Source organism: Flavobacterium sp. CFBP9031, assembly GCF_034044945.1.
Lineage (GTDB): Bacteria > Bacteroidota > Bacteroidia > Flavobacteriales > Flavobacteriaceae > Flavobacterium.
In genome coordinates this window covers 154,520-173,497 of record NZ_JAXCWF010000004.1, presented here as the reverse complement: position 1 = coordinate 173,497, position 18,978 = coordinate 154,520, and the positions used below count along the sequence as shown (strand labels likewise).

Sequence of the window (18,978 nt, the reverse complement as noted above, 5' to 3'; positions counted from 1 at the left end):
ACACTTTTTTTTGCTTATAATGCGTTGATTTTTTCAATCAATTGATTAGCAGCTTGTTCTAATTCAACATTAATTTGCTTGAAGTGTGCTTTTTTATTTTCAACGTTCTTTGCGTTCACTTTTGTAATCAAAGTATCGAATGCAGCAATAGCTTCATCGACCAAAGCATTCGTTTCTGGAGTAGGATTTCCTGTTGTTGACATCTCAAACAAGTAAACTGCCTCAATAATATCTCCTAATACGAAGTTGATGTCTTTCTTTAAATTCTTAACGTTTGCCATTTTTCTTATTATTTTAATTTGCGTCTGCAAAAGTACATATTATCTTTAAATTTAATGCTAAGAAATGTAAATTTCTAAAATTGAAGCTTTTCCGCTCAAATTAAATGCATTTATCGCAGCTGGAACCAATACAGTATCTCCTTTAATATAAGTATGCTTAAATCCGTCATATTCGATTTCGAAACTTCCTTCAATACACATATAAACCGTAAATGTTTCTCCGTTCTTAACCACTTCCACTTTGTCTTCTAAAGGAATAAAATTAGTTGTAAAATAAGGACAGTCAACAACAGTATTTGAAGTATTTACTTTAGACTCGTATTTTTTCTGCGTATCAACTTTATTATAGTTAATGGCATCTAATGCAAGATCTACATGCAATTCTCTTTTATTTCCTTGCGCATCTACACGATCAAAATCGTATAAACGATATGTAATATCAGAAGTCTGCTGAATTTCGGCAACTACTAATCCAGCTCCAATTGCGTGCACTGTTCCGGTTTCTAAGAAGAAAACATCTCCCGATTTTGCCTTCACATCATCTAAGATCGAAACCAAAGTATTATCATGCAAATGTTTCAAATATTCTTCTTTACTAGAATCTTCTTTAAAACCAACAATAATTCTAGCATCAGCATCGGCCTGCATTACGTACCACATTTCAGTCTTTCCAAATGAATTGTGACGCTCTTTTGCTAATTTATCGTTTGGATGCACCTGAATAGAAAGATCTTCTCTTGCATCTAGGTACTTAAAAAGTAATGGAAATTGTTTTCCGAATCTTTCATAAACTTTAGTTCCTAAAATCGCATCTGGTGTTTCATCAATCAAATCCATTAACGATTTTCCTTTTAAAACTCCATTTGCAACTACACTAACATCGCCTTGTACAGTAGATAATTCCCAGCTTTCGCCAGTAATTTTAGAAACGATTGGTTTATTTAAAATAGTTTTTAATTTTTCTCCTCCCCAGATTCTTTCTTTTAAAATCGGTTCAAATTGCAAAGGGTATAGATTTTGACTCATGTTTTTAGGCTAATATATTTGTTTAATTAATTCTAATTTGATACTATTTTGGTAATCTACGATACTAATTCTTGAACGATTTCTAAGGCTTTCGGTATATGTTTTGCAGCATTTGCACTGTCAAATATCGAAATTAGCAAACCATTTTTATCAATTATATAGGTAACGCGTCCTGGCAGAAGTCCGAACAAATTATTGCGGACACCAAAAAGTTTTCTTAATCTTTTATCCTGATCAGAAAGCAAAATAAAAGGCAATTTGTGTTTAGCTGCAAATTTATGATGTGATTTTACACTATCGCTGCTAATACCAATTACCTCAGCTCCTAAATCTTTAAAATCTTCGTATTGATCCCGAAAACTGCAAGCTTCAGTTGTACAACCAGGCGTATTATCTTTTGGATAAAAGTAAATGACCACTGGCTTTCTTCCTAAAACGCTTTGGCTTTCAAAAAGTTCTCCATTGTTGTCTTTCGCAGTAAAATTCGGAACTATATCTCCTATTTTTAATGACATTTTTTATTCTCCTTTATAAGTTACAAAATTTCGTTCCGTTTCGTTCAGTACCACTTCAAGATCAAAGTCGGCATGAATTCGTTGTCTAATTTTATTCCATATCACAACAGCAATATTCTCTGCGGTCGGATTCAAATCTGCAAATTCAGGAACATCCAAATTCAGATTTTTGTGATCAAACGGAATTTCTACTTCTTCTCGTATAATATCCGCCAATACTTTCACATCTAAAACAAAACCAGTTTCCGGGTCAATTTTTCCTGTAACACTTACTGTTAAACCATAATTATGACCATGAAAGTTCGGGTTATTGCATTTTCCAAAAACGGCATCGTTTTTTTCAAATGACCAATCCTTTCGATGCAATCGATGTGCCGCATTAAAATGCGCTTTTCTTGATATGGTTACTCTCATTTATGTTTCTGGTTAGTTGGCTATAATTTATGGTCTTCTAGATAATGATCAAATTCATCAAAAATTATCTTAAACCATACGGTATAAATTTCGGGCTGTTTTTCAATATCTGCTTTAACATCTTCAATACTCATCCATTTCCAGTCTTCTACTTCGTCTGGATTTATGTTTGGTTCCTCATTATAATAACCAATCATAACATGGTCCAGTTCATGTTCTGTCAAACCGTTATCAAAAGGTGCTTTGTATATAAAATGAAACAACTCTTTTAATTCGGCTTTAAAACCCATTTCTTCAAACAATCTTCGGCTTCCCGCTTCGATGTTGGTTTCTCCTTCTCTCTGATGACTGCAGCAAGTGTTTGTCCAAAGCAACGGAGAGTGGTATTTATGATGAGCACGCTGTTGCAGCATAATTTCGTTTTTACTATTCAAAATAAAAACCGAAAAGGCACGGTGCAAAAGCGCTTTTTCATGTGCTTCTAATTTTGGCATTAAGCCAATCTGTTCATCGTTTTGATTAACTAGTATTACGTTTTCTTCTGTCATAAGGCTTCTTAAGCAAACAAAAATACGAAAAAAGAAATGGCTTAAAAATGCTAATTCAGCTTGTCTAAAAGCAAGCCTCAGACCAAATTTCTATTTTACTGATTTACAATATTATAATTTATCCTAAAAATTTAAAAGCTGTTAAAATTAAGACATAAAAACTACATTGTCTTCTTTTACGTAACTAATAAAAAGTTAAAACACACTTAAAAAAATCTCAATAATAATAAACACTGTAATTTGAAGCTAATTCTCAACGTATCTTTGATATACAGATTAATCTACCTAAGAACTTATGAAATCTAAAAACCTAATTTTCAGCCTTTGTTTTTTGATTCCGCTATTTATTTTTCAGGCATGCGGACAAAACACAAAAAAACAAACTGCAAAAACAGCCGTTATGGAAAATAAAATCAGTAAGCCCGGAAATCCTTATTATTCAAATACCGACACCACAAAACTTAACGTAAGCAATGCCGAATGGAAAAAGGTTCTTCCAGCAGATGTGTATGCCGTAATGCGTGAAGCCGATACCGAAAGACCTTTTACAGGTAAATATTGGAATACTGACGAAAAAGGAACCTATTACTGTGCTTCATGCGGTAACTTGCTTTTTAGATCGACCGCCAAATTTTCGAGCACTTGCGGATGGCCAAGTTTCTTTGAACAGGAAAACAAAAAAAGCATCGTTTTTAAAGAAGATAATTCTCTTGGAATGGAAAGAACCGAAACTCTTTGCGGACGCTGCGGCGGACATTTAGGACACATCTTTGACGATGGTCCAGAACCAACCGGAAAACGCTACTGCATGAATTCGATTGCTCTTGATTTTGTTCCGGATAATAAATAATCTACAAATGAAAAATATACTTTTAATATGTCTTTTAGCGCTTTCGCTGAATGGCATTTCGCAAAATAAAAAGGCGAATCTGGAAACTATTACACTCGGCGGAGGCTGTTACTGGTGCGTTGAAGCTGTTTACGAAAATCTGGACGGAGTAAAATCTGTTGTTTCTGGGTTTTCTGGCGGAAAAGTCGCAAATCCGACTTACGAAGAAGTTTGTACAGGAGAGACAGGTCACGCCGAAGTTGTGCAGATTACTTACGACAAAAATGTTACTGATATTAACGAAATCTTCAAGGTCTTTTTTACCGTTCACGATCCTACCACTTTAAATCGTCAGGGAGCAGATGTTGGAACACAATACCGTTCTGTTATTTTCTATAAAAATGAAGAACAGAAAAAAGCTGCCCAAAGCATTATTGCCGACCTCAACAAAGCTAAAGTGTACAACAATCCAATTGTGACAAAAGTAGAACCTTTCAAAGCTTTTTATAAAGCCGAAGATTATCATCAAAATTATTATGCAAACAATAAGAACCAGCCGTATTGCAAAATGGTAATTCAGCCTAAAATAGAAAAGTTTGAAAAGGTTTTTAAAGACAAACTTAAAAAGAAATAAAGCTTAAAAATGATATTATTCTAAAACCGTCCAAAAAAATGGACGGTTTTTTTATTTCATAAACCCGCATAAAAACAGGCATTTTCTCTTAATCGAAAAATAATTCTATTTTTTTTTATCTTTTTTGTCCAATCCTGAAAGTTTGATTGTTATTAGGGTATAAACAATTAAAAAATATACATCATGGAAACTAGACTTAATTTATTCGAACAAGGTCAAAAAGCAGTTAGCACATTATTTGGAATTAGCGGTTACTTGAAAAAAGGAGCAATCGAAGCATCTCTTATGGAATTAATCAATTTCAGAATCTCTCAAATCAACAACTGCGGCTATTGTTTAGACATGCATTCTAAAGAAGCTTTAGCCGCTGGAGAAACAACACAACGTTTATTTGGATTAAGTGTTTGGAGAGAAGCCCCTTATTACACAAAAAGAGAAAGAGTTGCTCTTGCTTTGGCAGAAGCGGTGAATGCCTGTGATGTTCCAGACGAAATCTACGAAATTGCAAAAGCTGAATTTACAGAACAAGAATTAATCGATCTTACGCTTGCCGTTGCTGCAATTAACGCTTGGAATCGCCTAAACATTACTTTTGCTAATACCCCAGGAACTTACAGAGTAGGACAATTCGGGTAAATCCTAATTGACTTTATTCTCTAAAAACAATTAACTTTATAAAACTTAAAAGCAGATTATTCAATTATAAAATATAAAAAAATGAATGAGTTTTTATTGATTTTCAGAAGAGATTTTAAAACAAAAGAAACCCAGCCGTCGCCGGAAGAATTGCAACAGCATTTACAGCAATGGCAAAACTGGTTTGGAAGTTTAGCCGCGCAAGATAAACTTGCAAGACCCTTACAACGCTGGGACGGACAAGGAAAACTTGTAAACTCAAATAAAGGGATTACCGACGGACCTTTTGTTGAAATCAAAGAATCTATTGGCGGACTAATCATTATTAAAGCCAAAGATTACGATGAAGCTGCCGAAATCGCGCAAGGATGTCCCGTTTTAAATTTTGGTGGAAATGTCGAAATTAGAATGGCGGTTTAGATTTTTGAACTAACTTATATAAAAATGCCTTTGTATCTTTACTTAGGCATTTTTCCTTAAAATATGGAGCACAAAGAACTTATTCCCAATTTATTCAGAACCGAATATCAAAAAATAGTTTCAGTTCTCTGCAGCTTATTTGGAATTCAGCATATCGAAATTGCAGAAGATATTGTAAGCGACACTTTTCTAACCGCTTCAGAAACTTGGGCTATTAAAGGAATACCAGAAAATCCGACTGCTTGGCTGTATACCGTTGCTAAAAACAAAACCAAAAACTACCTGAAAAGAAATAACGTTTTTGAAACCAAAATAGTTACCGAAATAAAATACAATACTCCATTAAACAATCCTGAAATCGACCTTGATTTATCTGATCAAAATATTGCTGATAGTCAGCTGGCAATGATTTTTACAGTCTGCAATCCCTGCAATTCTGAGGAAGCTCAAATTGCCCTTGCTTTAAATCTATTATGCGGTTTTGGAATTAATGAAATCTCTGATGCATTTTTATCTAATAAAGAAGTTATTTACAAAAGGATAAATCGCGCCAAAGAAAAACTGAAGGAAGAAAATATAAAAATTCAGCATCCGAATAACGCTGAAATAAAAGACAGAATACAAACCGTTCTCAAAACTATTTACCTGCTTTATTCTGAAGGCTACTACTCTATTTCGCAAAATACTACTTTACGAAAAGACCTTTGCACTGAAGCCATGCGTCTGACTTATTTATTGATTCAGAACGAAAGCACAAATCTCCCGCAAACCAATGCTTTAATGGCTTTGATGTGTTTTCATTCGTCAAGATTTGATGCCCGAACGGGTTTAAACGGTGAAATTATTTTATACGAAGATCAGGATCAATCGCTTTGGAATCAAGAATTAATAGATAAAGGAGCTTATTTTCTAAGTCAGTCTTCAACCGGAAACACACTTTCAAAATACCACTTAGAAGCTGGAATTGCGTATTGGCATACTATTAAAAAAGAAACAATCGAGAAATGGGAAAATATTCTGGAACTCTACAACAATCTGATCATTTTAGAATATTCGCCAATTGTGGCTTTAAACAGAACTTACGCCTTATCTAAAGTAAAAGGCAAAAAAGAAGCCATCAAAGAAGCCGAAAAACTAAATTTAACCGATAATCATTTTTATTATTCTTTACTTGGAAATCTTTATTCTGAAGTTAATACAAAAAAATCGTTACAGCATTTCGAAACCGCAATGAGTTTAGCCAAAACTACTACTGACAAAAACATTATCAGTAAAAATATCGAGCAATTGAAATTGAAAATAAATCAGCTTTAGAATAAAAACAAAAAAGGGATATGAAAAATCATATCCCTTTTTTTATAGTGACTTTTAAAACTATTGCTTAGCTACTTTTTTAAATCTCATCATTGGAATATCTCCTTGAATCAAATTTAGTTTTCCGTCTTTATCAATAGAATAACTTGTAATTTGTCTAATTTGTTTTAGAAATACTTGTTCACCACCACCTTCACAAAACATCATTGTAGTTGGCCCCTCTTCTCCAAAAGTCAAAGACTTTCCTTTTAAGGTATAAGATGCACTGTAACCATTACATCCGTTATTTCCATAAACTTTTGTTTCTTTCTGATCAAAAGTAAGCTGTGGTTTTTTATTCGGATATAATCCTTCAAAAGCAATTCTTGGTCCTGAGATATATTCTAACTCCCACGTCGTGCCAAATAAATCACCTTCATTAGAAGCAGATTTTGATGCTGTACATGAAGCAAATAATAAAGTTAAAACTGAAAGGACTGCAAATGTGTATTTTTTCATAAAAATGTTTTTTAAAGATTTATAATTTGTTTTATTTTTTGAACTAAAATAATTCTATAAAATCCTATTCTCAATATTCATGCCCAGTTACCGCTTTTCTTAAGTTTAAATTTTATCCAAAGCCGTTATTTTCTGTCTCTAAGTTACTACAAATTATTTAAAGTTTTATAGTCCAGATGTTTAAAATAAAACAAGTGACACTATTTTTTTTGTAATTTGCATCAATCAAAAAGACCAAAATCATCAATAAAAAACCAAAAAATGAAACAATTCCTATTTATGTTTGTATTTGCATTGACCACTTCGCTTGTTCAATCGCAAGAAAACCTTCCAACAGATTATCTCACAAAAGAATTTCATCAAGGACGACGCGAAGCTTTTAGAGCTTTAATGCCTGCCAATTCTGTCGCAGTTGTTTTTTCTTATCCCGAAAGAGTTTTTTCTAGAGATATCGATTACAATTACCACGCAAATCCTGACATGTATTATTTATCAGGATACAAAGAACCAGATGCTATTTTATTAATTTTTAAAGAAGCACAAGGCACCGAAAAGTATAATGAAGTTCTTTTTGTTAGAGAAAAAAATGCAACTCGTGAAATGTGGACAGGAAGACGTTTAGGAATTGAAGGCGCCAAATCAAAGCTTGGCTTTACCACTGTTTATAACGGAAAAGATTTTAACGCGTTTGCCATCGATTTCTCAAAATTCGATAAAGTTATTTACGACGAATTCCCTACAGATGCAAAAGAAAGCGACCATCCTGACAATTTATACGTCTTGCTGAAATCATTTAAATCTAAAGCAGGAATTACGAAAGCAAATGAAGATTCAACAAATTTATTCTCTAAAATTACCAGTTCTCTTCGTGAAATAAAAACGCCAGAAGAACTTGTCTTGATGCGCAAAACGGTAAAACTTTCGTGCATTGCACATAACGAAGTTATGAAAGCCGTGGGTCCAGATATGAGCGAAAATGAAGTTGACGGAATTCATGCTTACATTCATAAACATTACGGTGCAGAAGCCGAAGGTTATGGGCCAATTGTAGGCGCTGGAGCAAACGGATGTATCTTGCATTATTGGGAAAACAACGCCACAAAAATTGACAATCAATTATTATTAATGGATGTTGGTTCTGAGTATCACGGTTACTCTGCAGACGTTACTAGAACAATTCCAGCAAACGGAAAATTTACTGAAGAACAAAAAGCGATTTATCAAATCGTATATGACGCTCAAGAAGCTGTTTTTAAAATCTGCAAAGAAGGAACTCCGCTAGTGGCTTTAAACGAAACCGCAAAAGACGTTATAGCCAAAGGTTTGATTAAATTAGGAATTATTACAGATCCAAAAGATGTAAGATTATATTATCCTCACAGCTGTTCACACTTTCTGGGCTTAGATGTCCATGACAAAGGAACTTACAACGGCCCGCAGACTCTTATAAAAGAAAACATGATTCTTACTGTTGAACCTGGAATTTATATTCCAGCAAACAGCAAATGCGATAAAAAATGGTGGAATATCGGCGTTCGTATCGAAGATGATATTTTAATGCTTAAAGATTCGTACGAAAACCTGTCTGCAGATTCTCCTAGAAAATGGCAAGATATAGAAGCTTTAGCCAAACAAAAAAGCACTTTTAACGATATGAAGTTTCCTAAAATTTAATTTTTTTTTTTCACAGATTAAAAGGATTCCACAGATTATTTTTTATTTAAAAAATCTAATAATCCTTTTATCCCGATAGTTATTGGGAGTACAAAAAAAATAAACCAAAGCCTCAATTATTTTGAGGCTTTTTCTTTTGAATTTTCCCGAACTTTACATTCTTAAATTACTCAAAAATGAAAGCACTTACCTTTTCTTCTTTTGGAGAATCAGATGTTTTAGAATATATAGAAATCCCTAATCCACAATTAAAAAAAGATGAAATTTTAGTCGAAATGAAAGCCATCGGACTAAATTTTGCCGATGTTTACCGCCGAAAAGGGAATTATCATTTAAAAGGAAATCCGCCTTTTATTGCAGGTTATGAGGGCGCAGGAATTGTGGTCGATACCAACAATCATTCAGAATACAAAGTTGGTGATCGTGTGGCTTTTGCCGACTCTCCTTTTGCAAATGCAGAATTGGTGGCCGTAAATGTAAATCATATTATTCCATTATCTGAGAATATTTCTTTTGAAACTTCAGCTTCTGTTTTGCTTCAAGGCTTAACCGCTCATTATCTTGCTACAGACAGTCACAAAACCCAAAAAGGAGAAACTGTTTTAATACATGCGGTTGCTGGCGGAGTTGGGCAGATATTAACTCAAATCAGTAAACTTTTGGGTGCAACTGTTATCGGTTTAACCTCATCTGCAGAAAAAGCGAAGATCGGATTTGAACAAGGCGCAGACCATGTTTTTCTTTACAATGAAGATTGGAAATCACAAGTTTTTAAAGTCGTTCCAAATGGTGTCGATGCCGTTTATGACAGTATTGGAAGTACTTTAATGGAAAGTTTTGAAGTTACTAAAGAATGCGGACAAGTCGTTTTCTTCGGAATGGCGGGCGGAGATCCAGCACCTGTAGATCCTAGAATGCTAATGGACGGTTCTAAAACTTTAACCGGAGGCGATTTATGGAGTTATTTGAATTCTAAAGAAGAACGAATTAAGCGAGCAACTCAGTTATTCGATTGGATTATAGAAGGAAAGATCAAACTTTCTGAACCAACTTCTTTTAAATTATCAGAAGGAAAATTGGCTCATGATTTTCTAGAAAGCAGAAAAAGCACTGGAAAAATTATTTTGATACCATAGCATATCGTCTTTTCTGTCATCCTGACGGAGGAAGGATCACACACGGAGCTCCACAAAGAATATCTCCAATCTTTGCCGAATTACTAGCGTGATCCTTCCTACGTCAGGATGACAAACGATACGTTAACAAACCTACAATTGATCAATCTCAATTTTAGTAATTTCAGATAATTCTAAAATTCTGCCAACATCTTCTTTATTGGCTACAAAAAACAAGTAATTATCTCCATTTGTATTGTAACTCATTAATTCGAAACCGCGTTTTTCTAAAGCTGATTGAATATAAGGAAACAAATCATGACTATAGGTTTCTTCCGGATATTCGAAATTAAGATCTTCGCCAATCATTTCAGAAATGAAATACTCAGCATCTTCAGGATCAAATTTCCAGTCGCTGTTCCAGGCATCAATAATCTCAAAGAAATCAAAATGACCATCAACAATATCGTGATATTCATTTGTTCCTTTTTGATAGTCTTTAAAGAGCTTTTTAGATTGTTTTTTTAGTGCTTTTTCTTCGATATTTTCTCTTGAAACTAATTTGATAAATTCTTCAAAAGTTTCTATAGTAGCTTGTTCACTTTCTACTAAATTTTCAGACGAAGGAAGTTCGACCGTTTCTGGAATTTCAATATTTAAATACTGACAGATTCCCTGTAAAACCAATTTAAAATCTCTAATTCCAATTGCTTCACTTTCATTCTTCGGATTATTTACATCCAAAAGTTCGCTTTCCAACAATCCCTTTGTATAATCGAAGAAATGTTTCCCTGAATACAATATTTTAAAATCGTTTACTTCTAAACTATTGGTGCAGCAAAAAAAGATTACAAAGTTTTTTATCGAACGTTTAAAAAACTTTTTTTCTTCTGCGGTTGGCTCCGAATAAAACTGAATATGTATAAAATCATATTCTAAACCTTCTTGTATGGCTTCGTCTGAAAGAACTCCAATATTCACTTTTTTATAAAGCTCGTTTAGCACTTCATACGAATTATGGAAACCTGCTTTTTTAATTTCTTCTTTTCCTTCTTCATGATCAAAAGAACTTGGAAAGAAAAATAAATTTACCATAACATCTTCCTGAATTCCTTTTACTTTAAATTCAAGGCTAGATTCTTGGTTATATAAATACGAATAAATGGGATCGACAACATCAAAAGAAATGATCGATTTTGGATCGTTATTTCTATTAAATAGATTGGAGAAAAAGCTCATAAAAATATCTTGTATAAAAACTAATCGTTTAAATATTTAAAACTCTGATTCATTTTATCAAAAGGAATCACTTCATTGACAATCGATTCTAATTCGAAATCTGTTAATAATCCTCTAGCCGATTCTACGATTTTTGGAGAAACATGTATTTCATAATCAATAATATCGCGTTCTAAAATAGCAGACAAAATTGTATTTTGCTGTTCTGTCAAATACTTTTTGTGCGATTTAAAAACCGATTCAATGTCGTTTCTAAATTCTTCATCAGTAAGTTCATTGTAAACATCTTGTTTCGACATATCGATCAATAAAACTTTGAAGATAAAGTCCTGAAGATTTTTTGCCAGATAATTCACTTCGTTCATATCATGCCAAACAAAAACGATCGGCACATCTCCATTATTTTCTTCGTTTAAAAAGAAACAATAATGATCGCCACCGCCACTTTTAGCAAACGGAATAAATTTAAATTCTGGATTTATATTTCGATAATCTTCTGGATCTTGAAGTTCTTCTATTTCTTCGGCAACCGATTTTAAATTCAATGATTCAAAATCATACGAATGTAAAAGCAAAGGCGGATTCTCTTTTAAAGTAGGATAAACCTCTGTATACCAATTTGGACCATATTCTCCGACATCAAGCATGCCGTCTGCGTCTAACTGTTTGTATAAGAGCGGAAATTCAAATCCGTATTTTTTTTCGATTTCTTGTATTGTCATCTTTGGGGGAATATTCTATTAAAATCAGAATACTAAGATAACAATCTTTTCCTACATGAAAAGTGCGAAGCCAATTATTTCAAGGATTCCGCAATCATTAGGGCACATTTTTCGCCATCAATTGCTGCAGAAATAATTCCGCCTGCATAACCTGCACCTTCTCCGCAAGGATATAAACCTTTGATTTGCAAATGCTCCAAAGTCATAGGATCTCTCGGAATTCTCACTGGAGATGACGTTCTGCTTTCTGGCGCATGTAAAATGGCTTCGTTAGTTAAATAACCTCGCATCGATTTTCCAAAATCCTGAAATCCCTGACGCATAATCTGAGTTAGAAATCCTGGAAAAACCTGTCCCAATTCTACCGAAGTAGTTCCTGGCACATAAGACGTTTTCGGAATATCAGTTGAAACTTTACTTTGTGTAAAATCAATCATTCTTTGCGCTGGTACTTTTTGAGTTTGTCCAGCCAAATGCCAAGCTTTTTGTTCGATACTTTTTTGAAATTCCATTCCAGCCAAAGCGCCGAATTTGGCAAAAGGTTTGAAATCTTCTAATTTCAATTCGACTACAATTCCAGAATTTGCTGTTGACTGATCACGTTTAGAAGGTGACCACCCATTTGTAACCACTTCTCCAGGACTTGTAGCACATGGTGCAATTACTCCACCTGGACACATACAGAACGAGTACATTCCGCGTCCGTTAACTTGTTTTACAATAGAATAAGGTGCTGGGGGTAAATGTTCGCCACGGAAATCACAGCTGTATTGAATACTGTCGATTAATTCTTGTGCATGTTCTGCACGAACTCCCAAAGCAAAAGGTTTTGCTTCTATTAAGATTTTCTTTTTGTCTAATAATTCAAATATATCACGCGCCGAATGTCCTGTTGCCAAGATTAATTTATTGGCGTGAATTTTATCTCCGTTTTGCGTTACGATTCCTTCAACTTCATTGTTCTTTACTAAAATATCGTCTACACGAGTTTCAAATAAAACCTGACCACCAAATTCTCTAATTTTATTTCGGATATCTTCAATAATTTTAGGCAATTTATTAGTTCCAATGTGCGGATGCGCTTCTACCAAAATGTCTTCAGAAGCTCCAAAAGCTACTAGAAGTTCTAAAATTCTAGTTACATCGCCTCGTTTTTTAGAACGCGTATATAATTTCCCATCAGAATACGTTCCTGCTCCGCCTTCGCCAAAACAATAATTAGAATCTTCGTTAACGATGTGTTCGCGATTTATCGCTTTTAAGTCGCGACGACGGCCTCGAACGTCTTTTCCGCGTTCCAATACAATTGGCTTTAAACCTAATTCAATTAATTGCAGTGCCGCAAAAAGCCCAGCCGGACCAGCGCCAACCACAATAACTTCTTGTGCTTTGGAGACATCCTTATATATAGGAAGTTCGATTTTAGTTTCCTGAAAAGGTTCACCTTTTAAATAAATAAGAACTTTTAAATTAATTTTAATCGCTTTCTGACGAGCATCAATAGAGCGTTTTAAAATTGAAACGTGCTGAATTTCTTGAGCAGAAACTTTAATCTGCTTAGACAAATGGTCTTTTAGCAATGATTCGTTTGCAGCAATTTCTGGTGTTACTTGAAGTAAAAGTTCTTTAGGCATTTTTATAAAAAGGTAATTAATATTATTAAAAGAATTTAGACATTAAAAAATACAAACCAACATATGCAAGTATTCCAATTCCTAAAGCCATATAATGCATTTTTAAATATCTAAACGAAATTTCTAATGCTTCTGAATCATCATCTCTAAATGCTATTTTGACATTTAAAGAAAATTTATATAAATAATAAAGTGGAAAAAGAATTATCAAAAAGGCTATGATAAAAATAGGCAATAAACTCATAATCATTATATACCCAACTCCTCCTCCTGTTGGAACATCATCCCAATTAGATAACGACATATAATCATAAAGCAAACGAAGAATAAAAAAAGCTATTATTAACAATCCAAAGCTAGACATTACATAAACCCATTTTCCTGCTGTCTGTAAATGCGCTTTTGCTGCTTCACTTAAAAACAACTCCTCTGAAACTGAATCATCCTTCATTTATAATTATTTTTTTTATGATTTGATAAACCGAAATTATTCTGCAAAAATAGCACTTTGAAATGAGATATTATCAATTGTAAATTTTATCCAATTCTAAATCCCGTTTTATCACAGTAAGCGAATTCGAAATACATACCTAGTTCTCGACTCCGCTCGAACTGACAATTGAGAAAAAGATAAAAATCAATTTTCAAAAGAGACTTTGTACCTTTGCAATTCTCAACCTTTGCACCTAAAAAAAATGTCTAGAAAAATAAAACTAATCTGGGATTTCCGCGGACCAGCTTCTGCAAAAACAGCAGAACATCACGAGATCCATTTGAAAGAATATATAGTAATTGAAAAGCTACCTTTAAATATTACAGGATTTAAAATCATAGACGACATGTACGCCATAGCTTTTATGGTTGTAACCGATGAAAATATGATCAAAGTAAGAGATGCTTTGAAACCACATCGTGGGGAAGTTTATAGTGAATAAAATTCCAAAAAAGAAAATTCCAAATTCCAATGCTTTAGATTGCTTGGAATTTGGAATTTGTATTTTTTTAATGTTTTATTATTTTTGGAATTTGGAATTTCTAAAATTGGAATTTAATTAGCCACCTCGCTAATAAACTTAATACGCATTAAACGTAATTCGTCAATATCGTAATCGCCATCAAATTCTTTTAAGGCATCTTCGATTTTATCAGATTCAGATTCCATGAAATAATCGTGGATTTCTTCCTGCTGATCATCATCAAGCATATCATCAATCCAATATTTAATATTTAGTTTGGTTCCAGAATAAACAATTTGCTCCATTTCTTTAATCAGTGCATCCATCGAAAGTCCTTTCGCGGAAGCGATATCATTTAATGAAAGTTTTCTATCAATATTCTGAATGATATATAATTTATTAGCAGAATTTACTCCTGTAGATTTTACTACCAAATCGTCTGGGCGAATAATATCATTGTCCTCAACATAACGGCTAATTAAAGCAACAAATTCGCTTCCATATTTTTTAGCTTTTCCTTCACCAACACCATGAATATTGTATAATTCTTGAATTGTTATCGGATATTTTAAAGCCATATCTTCAATCGAAGGATCTTGGAAAACTACAAATGGAGGAACTCCAAGTTTTTTGGCTACTTTTTTACGAAGTTCACGAAGCATTCCAGTTAAAACTTCGTCTGCAGTACCAGAAGATTTTCCTCCAGTTACAATAGTTTCATCATCGGCTTCGGTGTATTCATGATCTTCAGACATCATAAATGAAACTGGCTTTTTGATAAAGTCAAGACCTTCTTGCGTAATTTTTATTACGCCATAAGTTTCAATATCTTTTGACAAAAGTCCTGTTACCAAAACTTGTCTCAATAAAGCCATCCAATATTTTTCGTCGTGGCCTGAACCAGAACCAAAATAAGGTTGCGTATCTGTTTTGTGCGCTTTAATAACAGCATTAATACGCCCTATTAAAGTAAAGACAATTTCTTTTGACTTGTAAATATGTTTCGTATCGCGAACAACTTCCAGCAGCTTAACCACTTCTTCTTTGGCTTCTACTTTATGTTTTGGATTACGAACGTTGTCGTCCATATCGGCTCCTTCGCCTGTTTCGCTGTCAAATTCTTCACCGAAATAATGAAGAAGGAATTTTCTACGCGACATTGAAGTTTCGGCGTAAGCCACAACTTCCTGTAAAAGTGCAAAACCAATCTCTTGTTCAGCAACTGGTTTTCCAGACATAAATTTTTCTAGCTTTTCTACATCTTTATACGAGTAATAAGCCAAACAATGTCCTTCTCCGCCATCACGTCCTGCACGACCCGTTTCCTGATAGTAACTTTCTAATGATTTTGGAATGTCGTGGTGAATTACAAAACGAACATCTGGTTTATCAATTCCCATTCCGAATGCGATTGTTGCTACAACGACATCGACATCTTCCATTAAGAACATATCCTGATGTTTAGCCCGCGTTTTTGCATCCAAACCTGCGTGATAAGGAACAGCACTGATTCCGTTCACTTGTAAAACTTCGGCAATCGATTCTACTTTTTTACGGCTTAAGCAGTAAATAATTCCAGATTTGCCTTTATGCTGTTTGATAAATCGAATAATATCCGATTCGATATTTTTTGTTTTTGTGCGAACTTCATAATATAAGTTCGGTCTGTTGAAAGACGCTTTAAAAGTATTAGCGTCTACCATATCAAGGTTTTTCAGAATATCTTCCTGAACCTTTGGTGTTGCAGTTGCAGTAAGTCCAATAATAGGCACTTTCCCCAGCTGCTTAATTATATTTCTCAGATTTCTGTACTCTGGCCTAAAGTCATGTCCCCATTCTGAGATACAGTGTGCTTCATCGATAGCAACAAAAGAAATAGGTACGCTTTGTAAAAAGGCTACATATTCTTCTTTTGTTAATGATTCGGGGGCGACATACAAAAGTTTGGTCAATCCAGACGTAATATCTTTTTTGACTTGAGCAATTTCTGTTTTAGTTAGGGACGAATTTAATACATGTGCAATTCCATTCTCAGACGAAAGACTTCGAATTGCGTCAACCTGATTTTTCATCAAAGCAATTAAAGGAGAAACAACAATTGCTGTTCCTTCTTGAATTAAAGCTGGCAGTTGATAGCAAAGAGACTTTCCACCACCAGTCGGCATTATTACGAACGTATTCTTTCTGTCTAGGATACTCGTAATGACTTGCTCTTGCAAGCCTTTAAATTGGCTAAAGCCGAAATACTTCTTTAATTCTTTATGTATTTCAATTTCATTTGAATTCATTCTCTATATTAATGGTATTTTGTATAAATTTGCAACACATAAAGATACAACTTTCTTTTATACATACAAATTTTAAATATTCTGTTTTGATCACAAAAGAAAATATATTGGCGATTGCCAAGAAAACAATACTCTCTGAAAGTGAAGCAATTACAAAACTAATTGATTTTTTGGACGAAAATTTTTACGAAGCTGTCCAACGCATATACGAAACCAAAGGCCGTTTGATCGTGACGGGGATTGGAAAAAGCGCGATCATTGCACAAAAAATGGTGGCTACTTTTAATTCAACCGGAACTCCTTCTATGTTTTTACATGCCGCAGAAGCAATTCACGGCGATTTAGGAATGATTCAAAACGACGACGTCATTATTTGCATTTCTAAAAGCGGAAATAGTCCCGAAATCAAAGTCCTTGTTCCTTTATTAAAAAGATTTGGAAACACCTTAATTGCTATTACAGGAAACACAACTTCATTTTTAGCAAAAGGTTCAGATTTGGTTTTAAACACAACTGTTGACACAGAGGCCTGCCCTATCAATTTAGCTCCGACAAATAGCACAACAGCACAGCTTGTAATGGGTGATGCTTTAGCCGTTTGTTTAATGGAGATGCGTGATTTTAAACCAGAAGATTTTGCAGTTTATCATCCAGGAGGTGCTTTAGGAAAAAAACTATTGCTTCGCGTAAAAGATATGATAGAAAACTCACTAAAACCAGCTGTAGCTCCTGATACATCTGTCAAAAAAGTGATTTTTGAAATCTCTGAAAAAAGATTAGGAGTTACTGCAGTAATTGAAGACAATAAAATTGTTGGAATTATTACCGATGGAGACATCCGAAGAATGCTAAACGACGTAGATACTATTGCGGACTTAACTGCAAGGGATATTATGTCTAAAAATCCAAAAGTAGTTTCGTCTGAAACTATGGCTGTCGAAGCTTTAAATATTTTAGAAGACTACTCTATTACACAGCTAATTGTTTCTGACGAAGGAACGTACAAAGGCGTTTTACATTTACATGACATTTTAAAAGAAGGAATCGTATAATGGCAAAAAAAAATCTTGGCGAAATGTCATTTTTGGATCATCTTGAAGAACTAAGATGGTTATTGGTTAGAAGTACACTTGCAACATGCATCATGGCATTTGTTACTTATTTTATTAGTGATTATTTATTTGATCAAATTATTTTAGGTCCGATAAGACCTACATTCTTTACCTATGTTTGGTTTTGCGACTTATCGCATCAGCTAGGTTTTGCTGACAGCATTTGCATCACCGAACTGAATTTTATTATTCAAAATACCGAAATGGAAGGTCAGGTTAACATCTTTGTATGGATGTGTCTTCTGGCCGGTTTCATCTTGAGTTTCCCTTATATTTTATGGGAAATCTGGAAATTTATCAGTCCAGCTCTTTATGAGAAAGAAAGAAAAAATGCAAAATTATTCATTTTTGTCTCTTCACTACTTTTCTTTTTAGGAGTATTATTTGGGTATTTTGTTGTAATTCCGATGTCGGTAAACTTCGTTGCTACTTTCTCCATAAGTGATGTGGTAAAAAACCAATTTACTCTAGAATCTTATATGGGAATGGTTAAAACGAGTATTCTTGGAAGCGCAATCTTTTTTGAACTTCCAATTGCTATTTATTTCTTAACAAAATTAGGATTAGTAACTCCTGAATTCTTAAGAAAGTATTGGAAATATGCTGTAGTCCTTATTTTGGTTATCGCAGCTATTGTTACACCTCCAGATGTAGTAAGTCAAACCATTGTAGCAATTCCGATGTTGATTATTTACGAAGTAAGTATTTTGATTTCGAAAGTTGTTTACAGAAATAAATTAAAAGAAAATGTCTGATATCATTCAAGAATTTAACGACTATCGTTCTAAAATGAACGAAAAACTGCTTGCCGACAATAATAAAATTGTAAAGCGAATTTTTAATCTTGACACTAACGCTTATGCTGAAGGCGCTCTTGATGTAAAAACAAAAGAACTTTTGGGTCTAGTAGCATCAACTGTTTTAAGATGTGATGACTGCGTAAAATACCATTTAGAAACCAGCTATAAAGAAGGCGTTTCTAAAGAAGAAATGATGGAAGCAATGGGAATCGCAACTCTAGTTGGAGGAACAATTGTGATTCCTCATTTAAGAAGAGCTTATGAATTCTGGGAAGCTCTTGAAGAAAGTGGCAATTAGATAATCTGATAATTAGTCAATTAGA

Annotated in this window: 22 protein-coding genes; 11 read left to right on the top strand and 11 right to left on the bottom strand. The window is 33.9% G+C overall.

Translation table 11 applies throughout. From position 1 onward, the window contains the following. Positions 1-14 precede the first annotated feature (14 nt). Genes SOM12_RS08550 through idi form a run of 5 tightly spaced genes read right to left on the bottom strand, consistent with a single transcriptional unit; the run spans position 15 to position 2,784 of the window. A complete protein-coding gene (locus tag SOM12_RS08550; protein ID WP_111364281.1) occupies positions 15-281 on the bottom strand; it encodes a hypothetical protein in 267 nt (88 codons plus the stop codon). Positions 282-338: 57 nt separating this feature from the next. Continuing rightward, on the bottom strand, positions 339-1,307 hold the full coding sequence (locus SOM12_RS08545; RefSeq protein WP_320493071.1) for a type I phosphomannose isomerase catalytic subunit: 969 nt from the start codon (positions 1,305-1,307) through the stop codon (positions 339-341). 56 nt (positions 1,308-1,363) lie between these two features. Continuing rightward, the gene (locus SOM12_RS08540) at positions 1,364-1,822 is read right to left on the bottom strand and encodes a peroxiredoxin (RefSeq protein WP_250837373.1); all 459 of its coding nucleotides are present in this window, start codon (positions 1,820-1,822) and stop codon (positions 1,364-1,366) included. Between the two features lie 3 nt (positions 1,823-1,825). Then, entirely contained in the window at positions 1,826-2,236 is a 411-nt protein-coding gene (locus SOM12_RS08535) for a 6-carboxytetrahydropterin synthase (RefSeq protein WP_066033610.1), read from the bottom strand. 20 nt (positions 2,237-2,256) lie between these two features. Continuing rightward, a complete protein-coding gene (gene idi / locus SOM12_RS08530; RefSeq protein WP_073408979.1) occupies positions 2,257-2,784 on the bottom strand; it encodes an isopentenyl-diphosphate Delta-isomerase in 528 nt (175 codons plus the stop codon). A gap of 295 nt (positions 2,785-3,079) precedes the next feature. Between idi and msrB the strand changes: the two genes are divergently transcribed. The 5 genes from msrB (at position 3,080) to SOM12_RS08505 (ending at position 6,617) form a co-directional block, all read left to right on the top strand. Then, the gene (gene msrB, locus SOM12_RS08525; protein WP_320493070.1) at positions 3,080-3,634 is read left to right on the top strand and encodes a peptide-methionine (R)-S-oxide reductase MsrB; all 555 of its coding nucleotides are present in this window, start codon (positions 3,080-3,082) and stop codon (positions 3,632-3,634) included. A gap of 7 nt (positions 3,635-3,641) precedes the next feature. Continuing rightward, entirely contained in the window at positions 3,642-4,247 is a 606-nt protein-coding gene (msrA, locus tag SOM12_RS08520) for a peptide-methionine (S)-S-oxide reductase MsrA (RefSeq protein ID WP_320493069.1), read from the top strand. Positions 4,248-4,430: 183 nt separating this feature from the next. Then, positions 4,431-4,883, top strand: a complete 453-nt coding sequence (locus SOM12_RS08515; protein WP_095929380.1) for a carboxymuconolactone decarboxylase family protein — start codon at positions 4,431-4,433, stop codon at positions 4,881-4,883. 81 nt (positions 4,884-4,964) lie between these two features. After that, positions 4,965-5,303 carry a YciI family protein gene (locus SOM12_RS08510; RefSeq protein ID WP_073408983.1) on the top strand — a complete coding sequence of 113 codons (339 nt, stop codon included), beginning with the start codon at positions 4,965-4,967 and terminating at the stop codon, positions 5,301-5,303. 63 nt (positions 5,304-5,366) lie between these two features. Further along, positions 5,367-6,617: an RNA polymerase sigma factor gene (locus SOM12_RS08505; protein ID WP_320493065.1), complete on the top strand. Its 1,251-nt coding sequence runs from the start codon at positions 5,367-5,369 to the stop codon at positions 6,615-6,617. 60 nt (positions 6,618-6,677) lie between these two features. On the opposite strand, the gene SOM12_RS08500 is transcribed toward SOM12_RS08505, so the two are convergent. Beyond that, a complete protein-coding gene (locus SOM12_RS08500) occupies positions 6,678-7,115 on the bottom strand; it encodes an META domain-containing protein (protein ID WP_320493064.1) in 438 nt (145 codons plus the stop codon). Between the two features lie 261 nt (positions 7,116-7,376). Between SOM12_RS08500 and SOM12_RS08495 the strand changes: the two genes are divergently transcribed. Further along, entirely contained in the window at positions 7,377-8,789 is a 1,413-nt protein-coding gene (locus SOM12_RS08495; protein WP_320493063.1) for an aminopeptidase P N-terminal domain-containing protein, read from the top strand. Between the two features lie 176 nt (positions 8,790-8,965). Beyond that, positions 8,966-9,925, top strand: coding sequence for a quinone oxidoreductase (locus SOM12_RS08490; protein WP_320493062.1), 960 nt, complete (start codon positions 8,966-8,968; stop codon positions 9,923-9,925). 132 nt (positions 9,926-10,057) lie between these two features. On the opposite strand, the gene SOM12_RS08485 is transcribed toward SOM12_RS08490, so the two are convergent. The 4 genes from SOM12_RS08485 to SOM12_RS08470 all read right to left on the bottom strand — a co-directional run bounded on the left by SOM12_RS08485 (position 10,058) and on the right by SOM12_RS08470 (position 13,950). Beyond that, entirely contained in the window at positions 10,058-11,143 is a 1,086-nt protein-coding gene (locus SOM12_RS08485) for a DUF6630 family protein (protein WP_320493061.1), read from the bottom strand. A gap of 20 nt (positions 11,144-11,163) precedes the next feature. Next, complete coding sequence (locus tag SOM12_RS08480) at positions 11,164-11,865, bottom strand: SMI1/KNR4 family protein (protein WP_320493060.1); 702 nt, start codon at positions 11,863-11,865, stop codon at positions 11,164-11,166. 74 nt (positions 11,866-11,939) lie between these two features. Further along, the gene (locus tag SOM12_RS08475) at positions 11,940-13,499 is read right to left on the bottom strand and encodes an NAD(P)/FAD-dependent oxidoreductase (protein ID WP_320493059.1); all 1,560 of its coding nucleotides are present in this window, start codon (positions 13,497-13,499) and stop codon (positions 11,940-11,942) included. A gap of 25 nt (positions 13,500-13,524) precedes the next feature. Then, positions 13,525-13,950 carry a hypothetical protein gene (locus tag SOM12_RS08470; protein ID WP_320493057.1) on the bottom strand — a complete coding sequence of 142 codons (426 nt, stop codon included), beginning with the start codon at positions 13,948-13,950 and terminating at the stop codon, positions 13,525-13,527. A 244-nt stretch (positions 13,951-14,194) separates the two neighbouring features. Here SOM12_RS08470 and SOM12_RS08465 point away from each other — a divergent pair, with 244 nt between their 5' ends. Continuing rightward, entirely contained in the window at positions 14,195-14,434 is a 240-nt protein-coding gene (locus SOM12_RS08465; protein WP_095929371.1) for a hypothetical protein, read from the top strand. A gap of 113 nt (positions 14,435-14,547) precedes the next feature. Here the strand turns inward: SOM12_RS08465 and SOM12_RS08460 are convergent, their stop codons facing one another. Continuing rightward, positions 14,548-16,743, bottom strand: a complete 2,196-nt coding sequence (locus tag SOM12_RS08460; RefSeq protein ID WP_320493056.1) for an ATP-dependent DNA helicase RecQ — start codon at positions 16,741-16,743, stop codon at positions 14,548-14,550. An 86-nt stretch (positions 16,744-16,829) separates the two neighbouring features. Here SOM12_RS08460 and SOM12_RS08455 point away from each other — a divergent pair, with 86 nt between their 5' ends. The 3 genes from SOM12_RS08455 to SOM12_RS08445 are packed head-to-tail and all read left to right on the top strand — an operon-like array spanning position 16,830 to position 18,953. Further along, entirely contained in the window at positions 16,830-17,795 is a 966-nt protein-coding gene (locus tag SOM12_RS08455; RefSeq protein WP_320493055.1) for a KpsF/GutQ family sugar-phosphate isomerase, read from the top strand. Next, positions 17,795-18,610, top strand: a complete 816-nt coding sequence (gene tatC, locus SOM12_RS08450) for a twin-arginine translocase subunit TatC (protein WP_095929369.1) — start codon at positions 17,795-17,797, stop codon at positions 18,608-18,610. The genes SOM12_RS08455 and tatC overlap by 1 nt, the downstream gene beginning before the upstream one ends. Then, positions 18,603-18,953, top strand: coding sequence for a carboxymuconolactone decarboxylase family protein (locus SOM12_RS08445; RefSeq protein ID WP_320493054.1), 351 nt, complete (start codon positions 18,603-18,605; stop codon positions 18,951-18,953). The genes tatC and SOM12_RS08445 overlap by 8 nt, the downstream gene beginning before the upstream one ends. Positions 18,954-18,978 lie beyond the last annotated feature (25 nt).